The 18,727-nt window shown below is 68.9% G+C and carries 18 protein-coding genes; 14 read left to right on the top strand and 4 right to left on the bottom strand.

Going from position 1 to position 18,727, the window contains the following annotated elements:
• The first annotated feature begins 117 nt into the window (after positions 1–117).
• The 5 genes from AB4078_RS08825 (at position 118) to AB4078_RS08805 (ending at position 6,137) form a co-directional block, all read left to right on the top strand.
• The gene (locus tag AB4078_RS08825) at positions 118–1,131 is read left to right on the top strand and encodes a LacI family DNA-binding transcriptional regulator (RefSeq protein WP_441976804.1); all 1,014 of its coding nucleotides are present in this window, start codon (positions 118–120) and stop codon (positions 1,129–1,131) included.
• 363 nt (positions 1,132–1,494) lie between these two features.
• Positions 1,495–2,622 carry a multiple monosaccharide ABC transporter substrate-binding protein gene (chvE, locus tag AB4078_RS08820; RefSeq protein ID WP_440734117.1) on the top strand — a complete coding sequence of 376 codons (1,128 nt, stop codon included), beginning with the start codon at positions 1,495–1,497 and terminating at the stop codon, positions 2,620–2,622.
• Between the two features lie 58 nt (positions 2,623–2,680).
• A complete protein-coding gene (gene mmsA / locus AB4078_RS08815; RefSeq protein ID WP_441976803.1) occupies positions 2,681–4,222 on the top strand; it encodes a multiple monosaccharide ABC transporter ATP-binding protein in 1,542 nt (513 codons plus the stop codon).
• Positions 4,219–5,424, top strand: coding sequence for a multiple monosaccharide ABC transporter permease (gene mmsB / locus AB4078_RS08810; RefSeq protein ID WP_441976802.1), 1,206 nt, complete (start codon positions 4,219–4,221; stop codon positions 5,422–5,424). Before mmsA ends, mmsB begins: the two co-directional genes overlap by 4 nt.
• A gap of 77 nt (positions 5,425–5,501) precedes the next feature.
• Complete coding sequence (locus AB4078_RS08805) at positions 5,502–6,137, top strand: LysE family translocator (protein ID WP_441976801.1); 636 nt, start codon at positions 5,502–5,504, stop codon at positions 6,135–6,137.
• 25 nt (positions 6,138–6,162) lie between these two features.
• On the opposite strand, the gene AB4078_RS08800 is transcribed toward AB4078_RS08805, so the two are convergent.
• Entirely contained in the window at positions 6,163–6,978 is an 816-nt protein-coding gene (locus AB4078_RS08800; protein ID WP_441976800.1) for a nuclease-related domain-containing protein, read from the bottom strand.
• 283 nt (positions 6,979–7,261) lie between these two features.
• On the opposite strand from AB4078_RS08800, the gene AB4078_RS08795 reads away from it, so the two are divergent.
• From AB4078_RS08795 to AB4078_RS08780, 4 genes are all read left to right on the top strand, one after another.
• Positions 7,262–8,740: an APC family permease gene (locus AB4078_RS08795; RefSeq protein WP_441976799.1), complete on the top strand. Its 1,479-nt coding sequence runs from the start codon at positions 7,262–7,264 to the stop codon at positions 8,738–8,740.
• Positions 8,741–9,013: 273 nt separating this feature from the next.
• Positions 9,014–9,838: a hypothetical protein gene (locus AB4078_RS08790; RefSeq protein ID WP_441976798.1), complete on the top strand. Its 825-nt coding sequence runs from the start codon at positions 9,014–9,016 to the stop codon at positions 9,836–9,838.
• A gap of 65 nt (positions 9,839–9,903) precedes the next feature.
• Positions 9,904–10,188, top strand: a complete 285-nt coding sequence (locus tag AB4078_RS08785) for a hypothetical protein (protein WP_441976797.1) — start codon at positions 9,904–9,906, stop codon at positions 10,186–10,188.
• A gap of 47 nt (positions 10,189–10,235) precedes the next feature.
• Positions 10,236–11,303: a hypothetical protein gene (locus tag AB4078_RS08780; protein ID WP_441976796.1), complete on the top strand. Its 1,068-nt coding sequence runs from the start codon at positions 10,236–10,238 to the stop codon at positions 11,301–11,303.
• A gap of 195 nt (positions 11,304–11,498) precedes the next feature.
• Here AB4078_RS08780 and AB4078_RS08775 read toward each other — a convergent pair whose 3' ends face one another.
• The 3 genes from AB4078_RS08775 to AB4078_RS08765 form a co-directional block, all read right to left on the bottom strand.
• A complete protein-coding gene (locus tag AB4078_RS08775) occupies positions 11,499–12,101 on the bottom strand; it encodes a copper resistance CopC family protein (RefSeq protein WP_441976795.1) in 603 nt (200 codons plus the stop codon).
• A complete protein-coding gene (locus AB4078_RS08770) occupies positions 12,098–12,823 on the bottom strand; it encodes a YcnI family copper-binding membrane protein (RefSeq protein ID WP_440734107.1) in 726 nt (241 codons plus the stop codon). The genes AB4078_RS08775 and AB4078_RS08770 overlap by 4 nt, the downstream gene beginning before the upstream one ends.
• 79 nt (positions 12,824–12,902) lie before the next feature.
• Positions 12,903–13,508: a hypothetical protein gene (locus AB4078_RS08765; protein WP_441976794.1), complete on the bottom strand. Its 606-nt coding sequence runs from the start codon at positions 13,506–13,508 to the stop codon at positions 12,903–12,905.
• 115 nt (positions 13,509–13,623) lie between these two features.
• Between AB4078_RS08765 and tyrS the strand changes: the two genes are divergently transcribed.
• The 5 genes from tyrS to AB4078_RS08740 all read left to right on the top strand — a co-directional run bounded on the left by tyrS (position 13,624) and on the right by AB4078_RS08740 (position 18,176).
• Positions 13,624–14,925: a tyrosine--tRNA ligase gene (tyrS, locus tag AB4078_RS08760; RefSeq protein ID WP_441976793.1), complete on the top strand. Its 1,302-nt coding sequence runs from the start codon at positions 13,624–13,626 to the stop codon at positions 14,923–14,925.
• 147 nt (positions 14,926–15,072) lie between these two features.
• Positions 15,073–15,897, top strand: a complete 825-nt coding sequence (locus AB4078_RS08755; protein WP_441976792.1) for a transporter substrate-binding domain-containing protein — start codon at positions 15,073–15,075, stop codon at positions 15,895–15,897.
• A gap of 8 nt (positions 15,898–15,905) precedes the next feature.
• Entirely contained in the window at positions 15,906–16,571 is a 666-nt protein-coding gene (locus AB4078_RS08750; RefSeq protein WP_440734103.1) for an amino acid ABC transporter permease, read from the top strand.
• Positions 16,558–17,346, top strand: a complete 789-nt coding sequence (locus tag AB4078_RS08745) for an amino acid ABC transporter ATP-binding protein (RefSeq protein ID WP_441976791.1) — start codon at positions 16,558–16,560, stop codon at positions 17,344–17,346. The genes AB4078_RS08750 and AB4078_RS08745 overlap by 14 nt, the downstream gene beginning before the upstream one ends.
• Before the next feature lie 29 nt (positions 17,347–17,375).
• Entirely contained in the window at positions 17,376–18,176 is an 801-nt protein-coding gene (locus AB4078_RS08740) for a DUF4184 family protein (protein ID WP_441976790.1), read from the top strand.
• The last annotated feature ends 551 nt before the right edge of the window (positions 18,177–18,727 follow it).

The following is an 18,727-nucleotide window of genomic DNA, read 5'->3' as shown; positions in this document are numbered from 1 at the left end:
GGTGAGACGGCCGACCGCCCGCCGGCGCCCCGTGCCGAAGACGGCAGCACGGGAGGCGCGCATCCGACCGTCATCGCCTCGCGCATAATGAGTCTGACCGATCTGAAGGAGGTGCGCGTGGCTGTGGAGAGCGAGCCGCCTCGCGCCCTGAACATCCGCGACGTCGCCCGCGAGGCCGGCGTCTCGTACCAGACCGTGTCGCGAGTGCTGAACGGCAGTGACCGGATCCGCGAGAAGACGCGCGAGCATGTGCAATCGGTGATCGACCGGCTCGGCTACCGGCCGAATCCGGTCGCGAGGGCGCTGTCGACCAATCGCTCCCGCACGATCGGCGTGCTCACGGCGCACAGTGCGCTGTACGGACCTGCGACGGCGATCACCGCGATCGAGTTCGCCGCGCGCGACGCCGGCTACCGGCTCTCCATCGCGAATCTGCGCTCCAGCGAGCCGGGGGTCGTGCGCGCCAGCATCGACGATCTGCTCAGTCACGCCGTCGAGGCGATCATCGTCATCGCTCCGCAGCAGGAGGTGCTGAGCGAGGTCGGTGGGATGAGCGTGGACGTGCCGATCATGGCCCTTGGCCCGAGCGGCGAGCGCCACTCGATGGCGATGGACCAGATCGCGGGCGCGAGGGCCGCTGTCGCGCATCTCGCGGACCTCGGGCACGAGTACATCGTCCACCTCGCCGGCCCGCAGAACTGGACCGAGGCCGAGGCGCGCATGGCCGGCTATCTGCGCGAGCTCGACGCGCGCGATCTGCGCGTGCGCGCCCCGCTGCTGGGGGACTGGACCGCGCAGTTCGGCTACGAGGCGGGCCTGAGCCTGCTGCGCATGCCCGACTTCACCGCGGTCTTCGCCGGGAACGACTCGATGGCCCTCGGCTTCCTGCACGCCTGCCGTGAACGCGGTGTCAGGGTGCCGGAGGACATCAGCCTCGTCGGATTCGACGACATCCCCGAGGCGGCGCATTTCTTCCCGCCGCTCACCACGGTGCGGCAGGACTTCGTCGAACTCGGTCGCAGGACCATCCGGATGCTGCTGGCTCAGCTGGGTGGCGATGACCTGGTGCAGGAACCCCTGGTCCCGGGCCTGATCGTGCGCGCCTCCACGGCGGCTCCCCGGCCCTTCTGAGGGCGATCGGGTCGTGCCGCATTCCCCTGGGATCGGCGGGCGCATCACGCCGACTTCGGCCAAAGGCTTGACAAATGTGACCGGTTCGCCAGAAGATCACTCGTGCGGGTGTGATCGGTCACAGCCGCGGCGACGATGAGGTCGGATTCCGAACCTCCTCGCCGTCCCGAGCGCATGAGGTCGGCGGCCACCGGCCCTGTGCGAACAGCACCACGAACCGACGTCCGCAGTGATGCGGTCGTCACCCCGACCCACGCCCTCGTTCGCGAGGTGCAGGTCTCGACCGGGCGGTCCGATCGTTCCATCGGCGCGCTCTCTGCTGTCCTGAGCGCGCCATGGCGGCCGCTCGACGAAAGGAATCACATGAAGTTCAAGAGACTGGTCATCGGCGTCGCAGCCGCCGCGACCATCGCCCTCAGCCTGACCGCGTGCGCGGGAACCCGTGGAGGCGGCGGATCCTCCACCGCGGAGCCCGGCGCCAACAAGGGCGCGCTCGTGGGCGTCGCGATGCCGACGAAGACGTCGACCCGATGGATCCACGACGGCGACGCCGTCAAGGAGGGGCTGGAGAAGCTCGGCTACAAGGTCGACCTCGAGTACGCGGACGACGACATCCCCACCCAGGTGCAGCAGATCTCCAACATGCTCACCAAGGGCGCGAAGGTCCTGATCATCGCCTCCGTCGACGGCACGGCGCTGTCCAGCCAGCTCGACCAGGCCGCGTCCAAGGGCGTCAAGGTCATCGCCTACGACCGGCTGATCAACGGCAACAAGAACGTCGACTACTACACGACCTTCGACAACTACAAGGTCGGCGTGCAGCAGGCCACCAGCCTCCTCGAGGGCCTCGGCGTGCTGGACAAGAGCGGCAAGGACACCGGTGCCGCGGGACCGTTCAACATCGAGCTGTTCGCCGGAAGCCCGGACGACAACAACGCCACGTTCTTCTTCAACGGCGCGATGGACACCCTCAAGCCGTACCTCGACAAGGGCGTCGTCAAGGTCGGCAGCGGCCAGACGGGCTTCACTCAGGTCGCGACGCAGGGCTGGCAGGCCGACGTCGCCAAGAAGCGCATGCAGGACCTCATCGCCTCGACCTACTCGAACGGCCAGACCGTGAACGGCGTGCTCTCGCCCTACGACGGCCTCTCCATCGGCATCATCTCCGCCCTCACCGGTGCCGGCTACGCGACCGACAAGCTCCCGATCATCACCGGTCAGGACGCGGAGATCCCGTCCGTGAAGTCGATCATCGCGGGGCAGCAGTACTCGACCATCTACAAGGACACCCGCAAGCTCGCGGGCGAGGCCGTGAAGATGGCCGATGACGTGCTGAACGGCAAGACCCCCGAGGTCAACGACACGAAGTCCTACAACAACAAGACCAAGGTCGTACCGACGTTCCTGTTCGAGCCCATCGTGGTCACGAAGGACAACTACAAGGAAGCCGTCATCGACACGGGTTACTACACCGAGGACCAGCTCAAGTAGGCATCGGCTCCACAGGGGTGGGGGCGGGCCCACCCCCCTCTGACGAAAGGAGAGCGAGATGAGCGACAACATCCTCGAGATGCGCGGGATCACGAAGACGTTCCCGGGCGTGAAGGCTCTGCAGGACGTGTCGATCACCGTGCAGCGCGGCCACGTCCATGCGATCTGCGGTGAGAACGGGGCCGGCAAGTCCACCCTCATGAAGGTGCTCTCAGGCGTCTATCCGCACGGATCCTACGACGGCGAGATCCTCCTGGACGGCGAACCCGTCGCCTTCAAGAGCATCAACGAATCCGAGCACGCGGGCGTCGTGATCATCCATCAGGAGCTGGCGCTGAGCCCGTACCTGTCGATCGCTGAGAACATCTTCCTCGGCAACGAGCGGCAGTCCGGCGGCTGGATCGATTGGAACACCACCAACCAGGAGGCCGCGAAGCTGCTGGCGAGCGTAGGCCTCAAGGAGAACCCGGCGACGAAGATCGCCGACATCGGCGTGGGCAAGCAGCAGCTCGTCGAGATCGCGAAGGCGCTCTCCAAGAGCGTGCGGCTGCTGATCCTGGACGAGCCGACCGCCGCGCTCAACGACGACGACTCGGCGCACATGCTCGAGCTCATCACGCACCTGCGCGACGAGGGCATCACCTCGATCATCATCAGTCACAAGCTCAACGAGATCCGCGCGATCGCCGACGAGGTCACCGTCATCCGCGACGGGCGCAACATCGAGACCCTCGAGATGCGCACCGACGACGTGAGCGAGGACCGGATCATCCGCGGCATGGTCGGCCGGGATCTCGCGAGCCGTTTCCCCGACCGCACCCCCAAGATCGGCGACGAGCTGCTGCGGATCGAGGACTGGACGGTGCACCACCCGCTGGATCACGAGCGCAAGGTCGTCGACGGAGCGAACCTCTTCGTCCGCGAGGGCGAGATCGTCGGCATCGCCGGGATCATGGGGGCCGGACGCACCGAGCTCGCGATGAGCGTGTTCGGCCGCAGTTACGGTGTGAACATCTCCGGCCGCGTCTACAAGCGCGGAACCGAGATCTCCACCAAGACGGTGTCGGACGCGATCGACCACGGACTCGCCTACGCGACCGAGGATCGGAAGCGGTTCGGGCTGAACCTCATCGACGACGTCGAGCGGAACGTCACGATCGCCGCCCTCGACCGGATCGCGAAGGTCGGCTGGGTCAACGAGAGCCGTGAGCGGATCGTCGCGGAGTCGTACCGCAAGAGCATGAACATCAAGACCAGTTCTGTCGAGGCGGTCGTCGGCAAGCTCTCGGGCGGGAACCAGCAGAAAGTCGTGCTCTCGAAATGGATGAACACGTCTCCCGACGTGCTGATCCTCGACGAGCCCACCCGCGGCATCGACGTGGGCGCGAAGTACGAGATCTACGGCATCATCAACAAGCTCGCGAGCGAGGGCAAGGGCGTCATCGTCATCTCCAGCGAGCTGCCCGAACTGATCGGTCTCTGCGACCGCATCTACACCCTCGCCGAGGGGCGCATCACCGCGGACGTGCCGCGGGCCGAGGCCACGGCGGAGAACCTCATGCGATTCATGACCCAGGAGAAGGAGGTGGGCTCCGCATGAGCGGCTCATCCATCACCCCCCAGACCAGTACGTTGCGCAGCGCGCTCGACTTCCTCACCGGCCAGCTGCGGCAGATCGGCCTGTTCATCGCGCTGATCGTGATCGTGCTGTTCTTCCAGATCACAACGGGCGGCATCACACTCGCGCCGATCAACGTGTCGAACCTGATCATCCAGAACAGCTACATCCTGATCCTCGCGATCGGCATGGTGATGGTGATCATCGCCGGGCACATCGACCTGTCGGTGGGATCCGTCGTCGCCTTCATCGGCGCCGCCGCGGGGGTGCTGATCACCAAGATGGGCGTGCCGTGGCCGGTCGCCGTCGTGCTGTGCCTGGTGCTGGGCGCGCTGATCGGCGCCTGGCAGGGCTTCTGGATCGCGTACTTCAAGATCCCGGCGTTCATCGTGACACTGGCCGGCATGCTCACCTTCCGCGGGCTCACCGAGATCACCCTGCAGAACACCGCGATCTCGCCGTTCCCGGACGGCTTCCGCGCGATCGGCGCGGGTTTCCTGCCCGACCTCGGCGGCGGCCAGACGATCGTCGAGCCGCTCACGATCATCCTCGCGGTGCTCGTCGTGCTCGGGATGATCGGCTTCGGGATCCGCGGTCGGATGACCCGGCGCAAGTTCGCGGTCGAGGACGAGCCGCTGTGGTGGTTCATCGCCAAGCTCGCCTTCACCAGCCTGCTCATCGCGCTCGTCGCCTACCTGCTCGCGAGCTACAACGGCACCCCGATCGCGCTGGTGATCCTCGGCGTGCTGACCGTGGTCTACTCCGCGATCATGGCCCGCAGCGTCTGGGGCCGGCACATCTACGCGATCGGCGGCAACCCGCTCGCGGCGAGCCTGTCGGGCGTGAAGACCCCGCGCGTGACGTTCACTCTGTTCATCAACATGGGCGTGCTGTCCGCGCTGGCGGGCCTCGTGTTCACGTCGCAGCTGAACCTCGCGAGCCCCCGCAACGGCGACGGGTTCGAGCTCGATGCCATCGCGGCCGTGTTCATCGGCGGCGCGGCCGTCACCGGCGGCATCGGCAAGATCACCGGTGCGATTATCGGCGGTCTGATCATCGGCATCCTGAACAACGGCATGTCGATCCTCGGCGTCGGCACGGAGTACCAGGCGCTCATCAAGGGCCTTGTGCTGCTCGCCGCCGTCGCGTTCGACGTCTTCAACAAGCGCCGCTCCGGGCGCTGACACGGATCCGTCTCGGGCTCCGGCCGCTTCGTGCGGTCGGAGCCCTTGACGGTCCGCGTACCCGCTACGTTCGTCGTATGACGCTCGGCCAGGCACTGCTCTCGTTCGCGCTCGTCGTAGGGCTGCTCACGATCATCCCCGGTCTGGACACGGCGCTCGTGATCCGGGGCACGGTGACCCGCGGCCGCCCCTATGGGTTCGCCGCCTTGCTCGGGATCCAGGTCGGCACTCTGATCTGGGGTGCCGCTGCGGCCACCGGGGCGGCGGCGCTGCTGGCGACGAGCGAGGTCGGATATCGGGTGCTGTCGTACGCCGGCGCGGCGTACCTCGTCTATCTCGGCGCGACGATGATCGCCAAGACGTTCCGCCGGGGCGCGGATCCGTCGGCGGGGGCCGCGGCCCCTTCGCGCCGGGGCGCGCGGAGCGGCTTCCTGCTCGGGCTCGTCACGAACATCACGAACCCGAAGGTCGGGGTGTTCTACATGGCGACCATCCCGCAGTTCGTTCCGGCGGGGCAGTCCCCGTTCCTGGTGGGTCTGCTGCTCGCACTCGCGCACTGCGTCCTCGGCACCGTCTGGCTGGGCGCGATCATCCTGGGAGCGAACCAGCTCGCGCCGCGCCTGCGCTCCACCCGGGTGATCCGCTGGATGGACCGGATCACCGGCGGAGTCCTGATGCTGTTCGGCGCGCGCCTCGCTCTCGACGTGCGCTGACCGTCGGCCGCGAAGGCCCCGCGGCTCACGCAACCGGAAACGCCGCCGCGAGTCGCGCAGCCACGGCGTCGACGTCCACTCCGACGTCCGCCGACTCCGCGATCCGCTTCACGAGGCCGACGGCCCAGGTGACCAGCACCTCGGAGACCGAGAACGGGCTGCCGAAGAAGCCCCAGTCCGCCTCGAGGAAGCACAGTGCTGCGGCCACCGGGGCGGCGTCGCCGAGCACCGCCGTGACCAGCGCCGCCTGCTTCCGTACGCCGTCGACGAGCGGGGTGCCGTCGCGTCCGCCGATCCGCAGCGTCTGGACGCGCGGCCCGAACACGCCTCCTGTGGCTTCCCGCGAGGGGCGGCGTCCCTTGTACCGCTTGGCGTCGATCACCCAGACGCCACCGGGGGAGACGACGATGTGGTCGATGTTCGCCCTCGTGCGCGGGATCCTGCGATCGTGCAGGGCCCGCGCCGACGCGGGCAGATCCTCGAGCCGCCGGGCGAGCAGCTCCTCGCCCACCGCGCCGCGGACCCACGCCTGCGTGCTCTGCGGGTCGTCGGAGAGCGCAAGAATCAGCCCCCCGAGCTTCGGGTGCGCTGTGCGGATCCGCTCCTCGCGCCGTCTGTGGCGTCCCTCGTATTCGCGGCGTGCGGATGCCCCCGCCGTGCCGGGCTCGGGGGACTCGGGGGCGGACGGCTCATCCAGGGTGCACTCGAGACATCGCACTGTTCGCCGGTCGCGCTCGTACACGGCGTCCGTGCCCGCGGGCAGAGCGCGATTGCACAGCCGGCACGTTCCGGCGTAGCGGAGACGCATGCGCGTGTCCTGCGGTCCCAGCTCCCCAGCCATGGCGCCGACGGTACCAGCGCGCGGGGTGAGCGGGAAGGGCTCGGCCCGGGGCGAACGGGGAGGTGCGCATCTCGAATCGATTCCGGCCGAACCGCAACGGATCCCGGTGCGCTGCGCGCGAATGCATCCGGAATCCCCATTTGTGACCCGATTATTCTCAGCGTGTCCATAGCTTCAGGGAACATCTGCGAAATCAAGCTCTGGTCCTCTAGTTGCAAGGATGCCCGGGGTGCTAACGTCCCTCTGTCATCCCCCATACCCGACGATGAGACAGGGGAACAGAGTGACCCAGAATCCACTCGAGACGGACACGTCTCTGCAACGTGCGATCGACTATGAGGAGCACGCGCTGCAGGCCGGCGGCGTGTCCAAAGCCGGCTCGACGCTGATGGCCGTCGCAGGCAGTGCGCCCGCGTACTCCATCGCGGCCAGCACCGCGCTTCTGATCGGCGCCGCCGGCGTCGGCGCCCCCGCCGCACTGCTGTGGTGCGGCATCCCGATGCTCGGCATCGCGTTCGCGTTCGGCTACCTCGCGCGGGTCGACACGCATGCGGGCGCATCGTTCTCCTGGGTGGCGCGAGGGCTGCACCCGATCCTCGGATTCCTCGCCGGGTGGGCGGTCGTGATCTCGGCGACCATCTTCATGGTGGCGGGAGCCCTGCCCGCCGGCCAGATGACGGTCGCCCTGTTCGCCGGAGACAAGGTCGCCAACGAGAACACACTGCTCGTGACACTGGTCGGAGCGCTCTGGTTCCTGGTGATGGCGGCCGCGGTGATCTTCGGCGTGCACACCACCGAGCGCGCCCAATGGATCATGTCGATCATCGAGGTCGGGATTCTCGTGGTGTTCGCGGCCATCGCGATCCCGCGGGCGATCACCACCTACCACCATGGCGAGACCTTCTCCTGGGACTGGTTCGGCTTCGGCCACCTGACCGGCGCGGGCGTCTTCGTCGCGGCGGCACTGATCGCCGCCTTCTACTACTGGGGCTGGGACGTCACGGCCAACCTCGGTGAGGAGACGAAGAACGCGCACAAGACCACCGGTCTCGCCGGGATCCTCGGCATCGTCATCGTGTTCATCCTGTTCGAGATCTACACGACGACGACCCTGGTGATGCTGCCCGGCAAGACCATCGAGGCGAACAGCGGCAACGTCCTGAGCGTTCTCGGCGAGGCCATCCTGCCCGGCGTCGGCGGCAAGATCCTCATCATCGCGGTGGCCCTGTCCACGATCGCGACGCTGGAGACCACGCTCGTGCAGGTGAGCCGCACGCTGTTCGCGATGGGACGCGACCGCACCATCCCGTTCGCGTTCGGCAGGATCAACCGCAAGTGGAAGACGCCCGTCTTCGCGACGCTGGTCGTCGTGGGCGTCTCGCTGCTGCTTTTCGTCATCGCGAACCTCATCGGAGGCAGCATCGGGGACATTCTCGGCTGGGCGATCTCGTCGATCGGGATCCAGATCGCTTTCTATTACTCGCTCGCCGGGCTTGCCTTGGTGATCGGGTTCCGCAAGGTGATCTTCCGCTCGTTGAAGAACTTCCTCCTGATCGGCCTCTGGCCGTTCGTGGGAGCGGTGTTCATGATGTATATCTTTGTTGCCTCGATCGCCAGCCCTGACACCGAGTGGCAGGTCAAGGTGCTGGGCCTCGGTCTGCTCGTGCTCGGCATCATCCCGCTCGCGATGTTCTACCGCAAAGCGAAGGACGCGTACTTCTCCCGGCGCCCGCTCGACGTGCCGGAGGACTTCGACGCATAGCGGTCCCTCACAGGGCGGGGCAGGCGATTCTCGTCTACCCCGCCCTGCGTCGCGCGGCCCCTCCGCATCCTGCCGCCACAGCCGCGTATCGCCCCCTTCCATCGGATCCAGGCTCGCCGCTGCGGCCTTCCGGAATGTCGGCGGCACGGGGGAGGATGGGGGCATGCCCACGACCTCCTGCCTCGCCGCGTCCGCGTCCGCGTGCGACGCGGCCGGCGGGACGCGCGGCCGTGTGAAGCATTGCGTCCGCCCGGTGCGGAAGGCGGGGCGCTCATGATCCTCGCCGGGCTCACGCTGCTCGCGATCGGCCTCGCCGACGTGCTGCGCCGATTCCTGCACCGCCGCGCACTGTGGATCGGAATCGCCGTCGCCGGCGTGCTCGTGCTGGTGCTGGCGACGCTCGGCGGGGCGTACCTCCACGCCGTGGTCGGGCTCGCGCTCGCCGTACTGTGGGTGTGGCTGCTGCCGTTGGACGGACGGCCTCGCTTCTCTTTCTGGCCGGCGGTGCTGCTGGCCGTCCTCGTGGTCGCCCTGGTCGCCTTCATGCCGGCCCGCGCGGTGACCGGACTCTTCGCCGGGCGCTGGCTGGCGACGCCCTTCGGGCCGATCGGGTTCGACCTGCTCGTGCTGGCGCTCGGGGTCTTCGCGGTGCTGCTCGAGACGGGCAACGTGATCGTCCGCGCGGCGCTGCTCGGAGAGCAGGCGGAGATCCCTGCGGATGTGTCGGCGGATCGCGATGCGCCGCCGGCGGGTGCGGTGGCGGGGCTCGTCCCGGTAGCGCCCTCCGTGCTCGATCCCGGCACCCCGACCGCGTCCGAGCCCACTCCGCCGGCGCCGTCCGCCGATCCGGGCTTCCGCGGCGGACGTCTGATCGGCCCGCTCGAGCGCGCGATCGTGCTGCTGCTCACACTGTTCGCGGCATACCCGCTGCTGGCGGCGATGCTGGCGGCGAAGGGGATCGTGCGCTTCCCGGAGATCTCCCGCGACGGCGTGAACGGCGGGCGGGCGGAATACTTCCTCGTCGGCAGCCTGGTCAGCTGGGTGGTCGCGCTGGGCGGTGCGCTGCTGCTGTGGTGGGCGGCGCGCGCCGGATCCTGAGCCGTTCAGCGGAACGCACGTCCTCGCCGGGTTGCCGAGGGGACTGGAAGCGGAGGATCCTTGTGGTGACGGGGCCGTCACTGGGACTCCGCACCGGCAGTCGCACGAAGTCTCATGCAGGAGGATCCAGGAACGAGAAGCCCCGGTTCACGCTGGACAGCACGCTCGGCGAGGTCCTCGACGACGCGCAGGCGCGCGCCGTGCTGGACGAGGTCGTGCCCGGTGTCTCGACGCACTCGCTGGTGTTCCTCGCCCGCGGGATCACCTTGGCCGACGGCGCCGCACGGCTCGGCTCGGTCGAGCCGGAGCGCCTCGCAGAGCTCGATGCGAGGCTGCGCGCCCTGGGATGAGAACGCCGGGCCGCGGCTGAAACCGCCCGCTCCCTAGACTGACCGGGATGTCCGATCACCACGTCCCACGCTCGACGCACCACACGGTTCATGCCGTGGCGCCGGCGGATCCCGAGCCGGTCGAGCCCGATCCGGGCCCGCTCTGGGCGCGGATCCTCCGCATGCCGTTGCTCTGGGCGCTGGTGTGCGGAGCCCTGGCCGTGCCGGGCTACCTCGCCGGCGATCCCGGCTTCCTGCCGTTCCTGTTCACCCTGATCGGCGGCTGGCTCTGCGGTCTCTCCTTCGTGAACGCGACTCTGCGGGTGCCGGCCGGCCGCGGACTGATCGTGCACATCACCGGCGCGGTGGGCGCGGGGCTGCTGCTGTGGCTCATGATCGAGGCCGTCCCCGCGCTGCTGGCGCCCAAGCCCAACCCCGCGCGTGCCTTCCTCGCCGTGCTGCAGCTGGCCGCAGTGCCGGCCGCCTGCTGGGTGTGGCTTGGCCTGATCAGCCGGATCACGGCGATGATCGGCGCCCGGGATGCGGCGAAGGCGCGCCCCGCTCCGCAGTGGGAGCCCTCCGAACGCGGATCGCTCGTGCGGTTCCGCGCGGTGCCTCTCTCCGCGCGAGCGCTCGTGCTGTGGTGCTCCCTCGCCGGCGCCCTGGCGATCGCCGCGCTCGTCGTCGTGCTGATCGTGACCGGCGGTCGGGTGCTGTACGTCGGGCCGAAGCTGTTCCTCTTGCTGTACATCGCGATCCCGGGCCTGCCCGCCTACCTGGTGACGTCGTGGCTCCTGCGCCGCCGCGCGGTGTCCTGCGCCGTGCGCTTCGATGCGGATCGTCTGCGGATCGAGGTCGACGGCGTCGAGGAGCGGATCCGCTACTGCCACCTCGATCGGCTGGTCTGGCGCGCGGACGGCGACTTCGCCCGGATCGAGGCATGCGGATCCGGCGTCGACCTGACGCTCGTCGCCGGGATCGCCCGTAAGACCGGTGGTACCGCGACCGTCCTGCCGGCGTTGTCGCGCCGCGCGGTCCGGCTCATGGAGGAGGCGGGCCTCACATCGCGGACGCTGCGCGGCGGCCGCGCGCTGGCCTTCGAGCGCACGGCGGGTGCCCCGACCCGGGTGCGCTGAGGCGTCCTGGTCGCCGTCGACATCGCACGCCGTGCACACCGGTCGCCGTCGATGCCGATGACCGTCGACGTTCCCCGACCGGCCGGCCGCGCCCGCCGGTCATTCCGTCCGGGCACGCGCCCGCGCCGACCGCAGACGACGGAACGCGACGCCCCCTGAGGACGCCGCGTTCCGCTTCGACTGTGGAGTCCTCGCTCAGGCCTTGCGACCGCGGGCGAGTGCCCATGCGCCGACGCCGACGCCGACCAGCACGACCGCGCCGATGCCGAGTCCGATCCACAGGCCCGCATCGGTCGCCGCGGCGGCCGCGGGAGCCTCGGTCGTCGCCGATGCGGCGGGACCGCAGACCGGCTTCGCGGACCCCGCCGCCGCGGGAGTCCCGGTCGCAGAGGGCCCGGTCGCAGAGGGCGCCGTGCCGTCGGGGGCGTACGCGAATGTGTAGCTTCCCGAGATCGGGTGGCCGTCGGAGGACACCACGCGCCAGAGCACCTCGTAGGTGCCGGCAGCGCCGAGGGCGACGGGTGACGAGACCACCGGACCGTTGAGATCGGGGCACGCCGTCTCGTAGTACTTCTTGTCGGGCCCGATCACCTGGATGATCGTCGCACCGTCCGTGCCGAGCGGATCCGCGCTGAAGGTCAGCGAGAGGGACGACAGGCTCTTGACGGTCGACCCCTGGGCCGGATCCGTGTTCTCGAGCGTGTCGTGCGCGCTCGCCGCCGTGGCTCCGGCGGTCGCGAGAGCCAGCCCCACGCCGATCGAGGCCGCGAGCACGGTGAGCCGGTGGCGCAGACTCATGCGGCGTCCTTCTTGCGCCGGCCCAGGGCGAAGCCGCCGAGCAGCGCGCCGCCGGCGGCGATCACGAGCGCGGCGATGCTGAGACCCAGCGCGAGACCGCCCTGACTGTCGCCGGGTGTCTCCGCCGATGCCACCGGTGCGTTCGTCGCGGCCGCGGTCCCGCCGTGGTGATCGGCCGGGGGAGCGTCGTTCACCCACACCACGGGGGCGGGCTCGAGGGTGTCGTCCTTCTTCACCTGCTCGGGTGTGGCCGACCACTCGACGACCTTGCCGTCGGAGTAGGTCTGCGTAGCAGGGATCACGATGTGGCCGGTGTCCGGCACGGGGCCGAGCGACAGCGTGAACGTCTGGAATTGCCCGGGCGCGATCCCACCGGCATCGGCCGTGAACGTGACCTCCGTGGTGGCCTCGCTGATGGTGTTGCCCTCGACCTTCACCGGCTTGGACAGCGCGGTCTTTGCCGCGTCGCCGGTCCACCCCGCGGTGGGCTGGTAGCTGACGCTCGTGAACGGGGTGTCGGCGGGCAGGTGGATCTGGATCTTGACGGTGCTGGCTGTCGCGGACTCGTTCGGAACCCGGAACGTGACATACGTCCAGGATCCGGCCTCGGCCTGGTTCGGGGTCGCAGTCACATGGGCTGAGGCCGCCAGCGGGGCGGCGAGGGCGAGCACGGCGCCGGCGGCGAGGCCGACGAGGACGCGGGAAGCAGTGGTGTTTCGCATGGATTCGTTCTTTCTGAGGTCGTGAGTGCACCACGGGCGCGCGGGAGGGCGGCCCGTCGGAGGTGCGGATGAAGGGAGGTCAGGCCGCGAGCGGCGGACCCCTCCTCGACACGACGGTCAGGACGAAGCGAGAGCGCAGCGTCGGGGTGACCCTGCGCGGTGCGGTCGGAATACGATGCGCCGGTACCGGCGCCGCGGTGAGCAACCGCGCGATGAGGTTCCAGCCGGTGAGGTCGAGCAGGGCGCGCAGCGCCTGCTCTCCGCGGCCGAGCGCCAGCACGGTGAGCAGTGCGGCGATCGCGTGAGCGACCCACATCGCGGGCTGCAGATGCAGGGTGTGGCCGGCGTCGACGGCGGTCGAGCCGAGGACGTTCGCGAGCTCCGCGCCGTGCACGTGCGCGCCGATGCCGGCGGCGACCGACCCGGATCCGGATCCGACGCCGATGAGCAGCAGGCCGTGGAACGCGATCTGGCTCAGCCCGACCGCGATCGACAGGCGGATCCAGCTCAGTCGGCGGCCGGCGAGGGCGATGCACACCGGCGCGGCGAACAGCAGCGCCAGCACCATCCCGATCAGGGGAGCGGGCGCGCCGTCGGCGGTGGAGTGGGAGACGGAGGCGACGAACGTCGCGACCAGGGCGGCGATGAGGCCCCGGATCGTGCGACCCGCGCGCGTTCCCAACACCCCTCCAGCGTATCCGGAGCTCCAGGTCAATGAGGAAAGCCCTACAGATCGGAGCGGGAAGCCCTGCGGAACCCCGCGGGAAAGCCCTGCGGATCCGCGCTGATACCCTGATCCGGTGTCGAACCCATCCCTGACGACCGCGGCACCGGCCATCGACCCCACGTTCGAGAACGTGTGGGATGAGCTGGTCTGGCGCGGCCTCGTCCACGTGTCCACGGATCCCGAGGCGCTGCGCGCCCTTCTCGCCGGGCCCGCGATCACGTATTACTGCGGCTTCGACCCGACCGCGCCGAGCCTGCACCTCGGCAACCTCGTGCAGCTGCTCACGTTGCGCCGCATCCAGCTCGCCGGGCACAAGCCGCTCGGACTCGTGGGCGGATCCACGGGCCTCATCGGCGACCCCCGCCCGACGGCGGAGCGCACGCTGAACACGCGCGAGACGGTCGAGGAGTGGGTCGGGCGCCTGCGTGCGCAGGTCGAGCGCTACCTCAGCTTCGACGGCGACAACGCGGCGCGGATCGTGAACAACCTCGACTGGACGGCGCCGATGAGCGCCATCGACTTCCTGCGCGAGATCGGCAAGCACTACCGCGTCGGCACCATGCTGAAGAAGGACGCGGTCGCCGCGCGCCTGAACTCCGACGCCGGCATCAGCTACACCGAGTTCAGCTACCAGATCCTGCAGGGCCTCGACTTCCTCGAGCTCTACCGCCAGTACGGCTGCGTGCTGCAGACCGGCGGGAGCGACCAGTGGGGCAACCTCACCAGCGGCACGGATCTCATCCACCGCGTCGAGGGAGTCTCGGCGCACGCGATCGGCACGCCGCTAATCACGAACAGCGACGGCACCAAGTTCGGCAAGAGCGAGGGCAACGCGATCTGGCTGGACGCCGAGATGTGCAGCCCCTACCGGATGTACCAGTTCTGGCTCAGCACAGCGGATGCCGACGTGATCGACCGTCTCAAGGTCTTCACGTTCCTCACCCGGGCCGAGATCGAGGAGTACGCGGCTCTGGTCGAGGCCGAGCCGTTCCGGCGGGCCGCCCAGAAGCGCCTCGCGCTCGAGGTCGTCGCCACGGTGCACGGCGTCGACGCGACCGCCGCGGTCATCGCCGCATCCGAGGCGCTGTTCGGGCAGGGCGACCTCTCCGCGCTCGACGCCGCGACTCTGCGCACGGCCCTCGAAGAGCTGCCGAACGCGCGGGTGGCCGCCGGCTCTTCGGTCGTGGACGCGCTCGTCGCGACCGGGCTGGTCTCCAGCGCCTCCGAGGCGCGCCGGGCCATCGCGCAGGGCGGCGTCTCCGTCGACGGCGAGCGGGTCGAGTCCGACGAGGCGACCGTGCCGCTCGGACTGCCCGGCGGCGTCTCGGTGCTGCGCCGCGGCAAGAAGACGCTCGCGGGCCTGCTGCCCGCCTGAGCACCGGCACCCGGTTCGCCGCGGCTCTTCGCCCGTGTGGCATGACACACGCGGACATGGAGTTCGCGGCGACCGCACGAACGTGATCCACTCGGATCCGCGGGCGCACCCTTCCCGCACGCACGTCAACTCTGAAACGGAGTCCTCATGTCTCACCGTCGCATCGCCCGGATCGCCGTCGGCCTCGCTGCGTCCGCTCTCGTCCTGACGCTCGCCGCCTGCTCGGGCGGCGCGTCCGGGAAGCCCACGGCGACCGCCGGCGCGGACAGCGCGTCGTACGGACTCGTCAAGCCCGGCACGCTGACGGTCGCGACCGAGGGCACCTACAGCCCGTTCACCTACCACGCGGATGGCGGATCCGGTGACCTCGTCGGCTACGACGTCGAGGTCGCGCAGGCGGTCGGCAAGGAGCTCGGCCTCAAGGTCGAGTTCCAGGAGACGCAGTGGGACGGGATCTTCGCGGGCCTCGAAGCCGGCCGCTTCGACGTCATCGGCAACCAGGTCTCGATCAACCCGGAGCGTCAGGCGAAGTATCTGTTCTCCACGCCCTACACCGTCTCGCCGAGCGTGGTGGTGGTGAAGAAGGGCGACACGTCGGTCAAGACCTTCGCCGATCTCAAGGGCAAGACCACGGCGCAGTCGCTGACGAGCAACTTCTACAAGCTCGCTGAGGACGCGGGCGCGAACGTCGAGTCGGTCGAAGGCTGGGCTCAGGCCGTCGCGCTCCTCGAGCAGGGCCGGGTGCAGGCCACGGTCAACGACAAGCTCACCTACCTCGACTACGTCAAGCAGCACCCTGACGCGAAGCTCGCCGTGGCGGCCGAGACGGATCCGACCCAGAGCGCATTCGCGTTCACCAAGAAGAAGGACGCGCTCGTGAAGGCCGTCGATGGAGCCCTCGCGAAGCTCGCATCCGACGGCACGCTCGCGAAGCTCGGCAAGAAGTACTTCGGCGAAGACGTCTCGAAGTAGCACCGGCCATGCCCGACGGGCTGCACCTCTTCCTGACCTCCTTCTGGCCGATCGTCTGGGGCGGGATCAGCGGAACGATTCCGCTGGCCCTCGCCTCGTTCGCGATCGGCCTGGTGCTCGCGCTGCTCATCGCACTGATGCGCCTGTCCGAGTCGCGGGTCCTCTCGGGGATCGCCCGAGGCTATGTGTCGGTGATCCGGGGCACGCCGCTGCTCGTGCAGCTCTTCGTGATCTTCTACGGTCTGGGAGCGGTCGGGATCGTGATCGATCCGTGGCCGTCGGCGATCGCGGCCTTCTCGCTCAACGTCGGCGGATACGCGGCCGAGATCATCCGTGCGGCGATCCTCTCGGTGCCGGTCGGGCAGTGGGAGGCGGGCTACACGATCGGGATGTCGAGAGGGCGCACCCTGCGCCGGATCATCCTCCCGCAGGCCGCACGGGTCTCCGTGCCTCCGCTCTCCAACACATTCATCTCGCTCGTGAAGGACACCTCGCTGGCCTCGCTGATCCTGGTCACCGAGCTGTTCCGCGTCGCCCAGCGCATCTCGGCAGCCAGCCAGGAGGTCATGCTGCTGTATCTGGAGGCGGCGCTCGTGTACTGGCTGTTCTGCCTCGTGCTGTCCGGCGCGCAGGGCATGGTCGAGAAGAGGCTGGACCGCTATGTCGCACACTGATCCACGCACGCCTCTCCTGCGCGCGACCGGCCTGACCAAGGCGTTCGGCGCCCACGAGGTGCTCACCGGCATCGACCTCGAGGTGCAACGCGGCGAGGTGGTGGCGCTCATCGGGCCCAGCGGCTCGGGCAAGACCACGGTGCTGCGCTCGCTCAACGGCCTGGAGACCCCGGACGCAGGAGTGGTGGCGTTCGACGGCGGTCCGGTCGTCGATTTCGCCGCCCCGGGTGACCGACGTGCTGCGGAGCGGTCGCGGCTCGCGCTGCGTGACCGCTCCGCGATGGTGTTCCAGCACCACAATCTCTTCCCGCACATGACGGTGCTGCAGAACGTCATGGAGGGCCCGGTGCAGGTGCAGGGCGTGCCGAAGCCGCAGGCCACGGAGGATGCGCTCGCCCTGCTCGACCGCGTGGGCCTGGCGGACAAACGCGATGCCTACCCGTTCCAGCTCTCCGGGGGGCAGCAGCAGCGCGTCGGGATCGTGCGTGCACTGGCGCTGAAGCCCGACCTGCTGCTCTTCGACGAGCCGACGAGCGCGCTGGACCCCGAGCTCGTCGGCGAGGTGCTGAGCGTGATCTCGGAGCTCGTCGCCGAAGGCTGGACGATGGTCATCGTGACGCACGAGCTCGGCTTCGCGCGGCAGGTCGCCGATCAGGTGCTGTTCATGGATGGCGGCGTCGTCGTCGAGCGGGGCGCTCCGTCCCAGGTGTTCACCGCACCGGTGCACGAGCGCACGCGCCGCTTCCTGGATCGTATCCTCCGCCCTTACGAGTGACGCCCCGCCCCGCCGGGTACCGTCGGGGCATGCCGTTCACACCCAGCCACGCGATCGTCGCCCTGCCGTTCGTCCGCACGCCGCTGGTACCCGCGGCGATCGCGATCGGCGCGATGGCGCCCGACCTGCCCCTGTTCACCCGTGGCCTGATCGTCGACTACTCGGTGACGCACGACTTGCGCTGGCTGCCGGTCACCGTGCTCCTCGCGCTGGTGCTGCTCCTCGTGTGGCGGCTGGTGCTGCGGCCGGCCTGCCGTCTCCTCGCGCCGCGGTTCCTCGGCGCACGCCTTCCGCAGGAGTGGGACGGGGGAGCGCGCGCTGCTCTCGGGGAGACCTTCGGATCCGTCGCGCGAGTGCTCCTTCTCGTGCTCGCTCTCGCATTGGGCGTGGCTTCGCACATCCTGTGGGACGCGTTCACGCATGAGGGTAGGGCCGGTACTGCACTGCTTCCCGTCCTCGGCGAGCACTGGGGGCCGCTGCTCGGGTACAAGTGGCTGCAGTACGTCTCCGGGGTGGGCGGTGTCATCGTTCTGCTGGTCGCCGGCGCGCTCTGGCTGCGCGGCCGCGTGCCGGCCCCCGTCGATCCGGTGCCGCTCGCAGTCCGGCTGACCTGGTGGCTGTCGCTTCCGGTCATGCTGGTCGCTGCGGTCGCCCTGGGGCTCGCCGTCTACGGCCCGCTCACCGAGGAGTTCACCGTGCAGCACCTGGCGTATCGCACGCTTCCGCTCGCGTGCGGGCTCTGGGGAGTGCTCACCCTCGCCCTGGTTCTGGCGATCAGGCTCGTGCGCGCGAGGGACACGGCGCCTGTCGTCGGCGTGGAATCGCGGTGAACAGGTGCGGAACGATGGACGACACGCCCGAGAAGGCGCCCCGATTTGCCGGAACCCGGGGATCCGCGTAACTTATTACTTGTTCGCCCCAAGCGGTAGAGCGAAGGGCCGGAAGGCCTGACTCCCCAAGCGACGAACACCACCCACCTTCTTCTCCGGAAGTCGGTTCCTCTTCGCAGGTTCTCCCTGCGGCGGGGCTCAAGCGCGTGCGTTTGAGAGGGTGACCGTCCGCCAGGATCGTCGATTTGACAAGCTGGCCGGGAGGGATAAGCTAGAGAAGTTGCCTCGGAAACGAGATAACGGATCCGGTTCTGAACCTCACGGCGTGTCGATTTGACAGCCTGAGTGACACGGATAAGATAGAGAAGTTGCCCTGAAGGGAAGGCCGAGAGGCCGGAACGCAGGAGCATCCGATCCTTGAGAACTCAACAGCGTGCACTTGTCAAATGCCAATTTATTCCTCGTCCAGTCCTTTTTGGGCTGGTTGAGAAATTCCTTTGGATCAAAGACCAACCCTTTGGGGTTGGCATTCGGATGAAGTCAGCAATGAT

Origin of the sequence: Microbacterium sp. 2MCAF23 (genome assembly GCF_052115565.1) — a bacterium.
Lineage (GTDB): Bacteria > Actinomycetota > Actinomycetes > Actinomycetales > Microbacteriaceae > Microbacterium.
The sequence above is the reverse complement of the archived record's forward strand: the minus strand, read 5'-3'. Positions and strand labels throughout refer to the sequence as shown.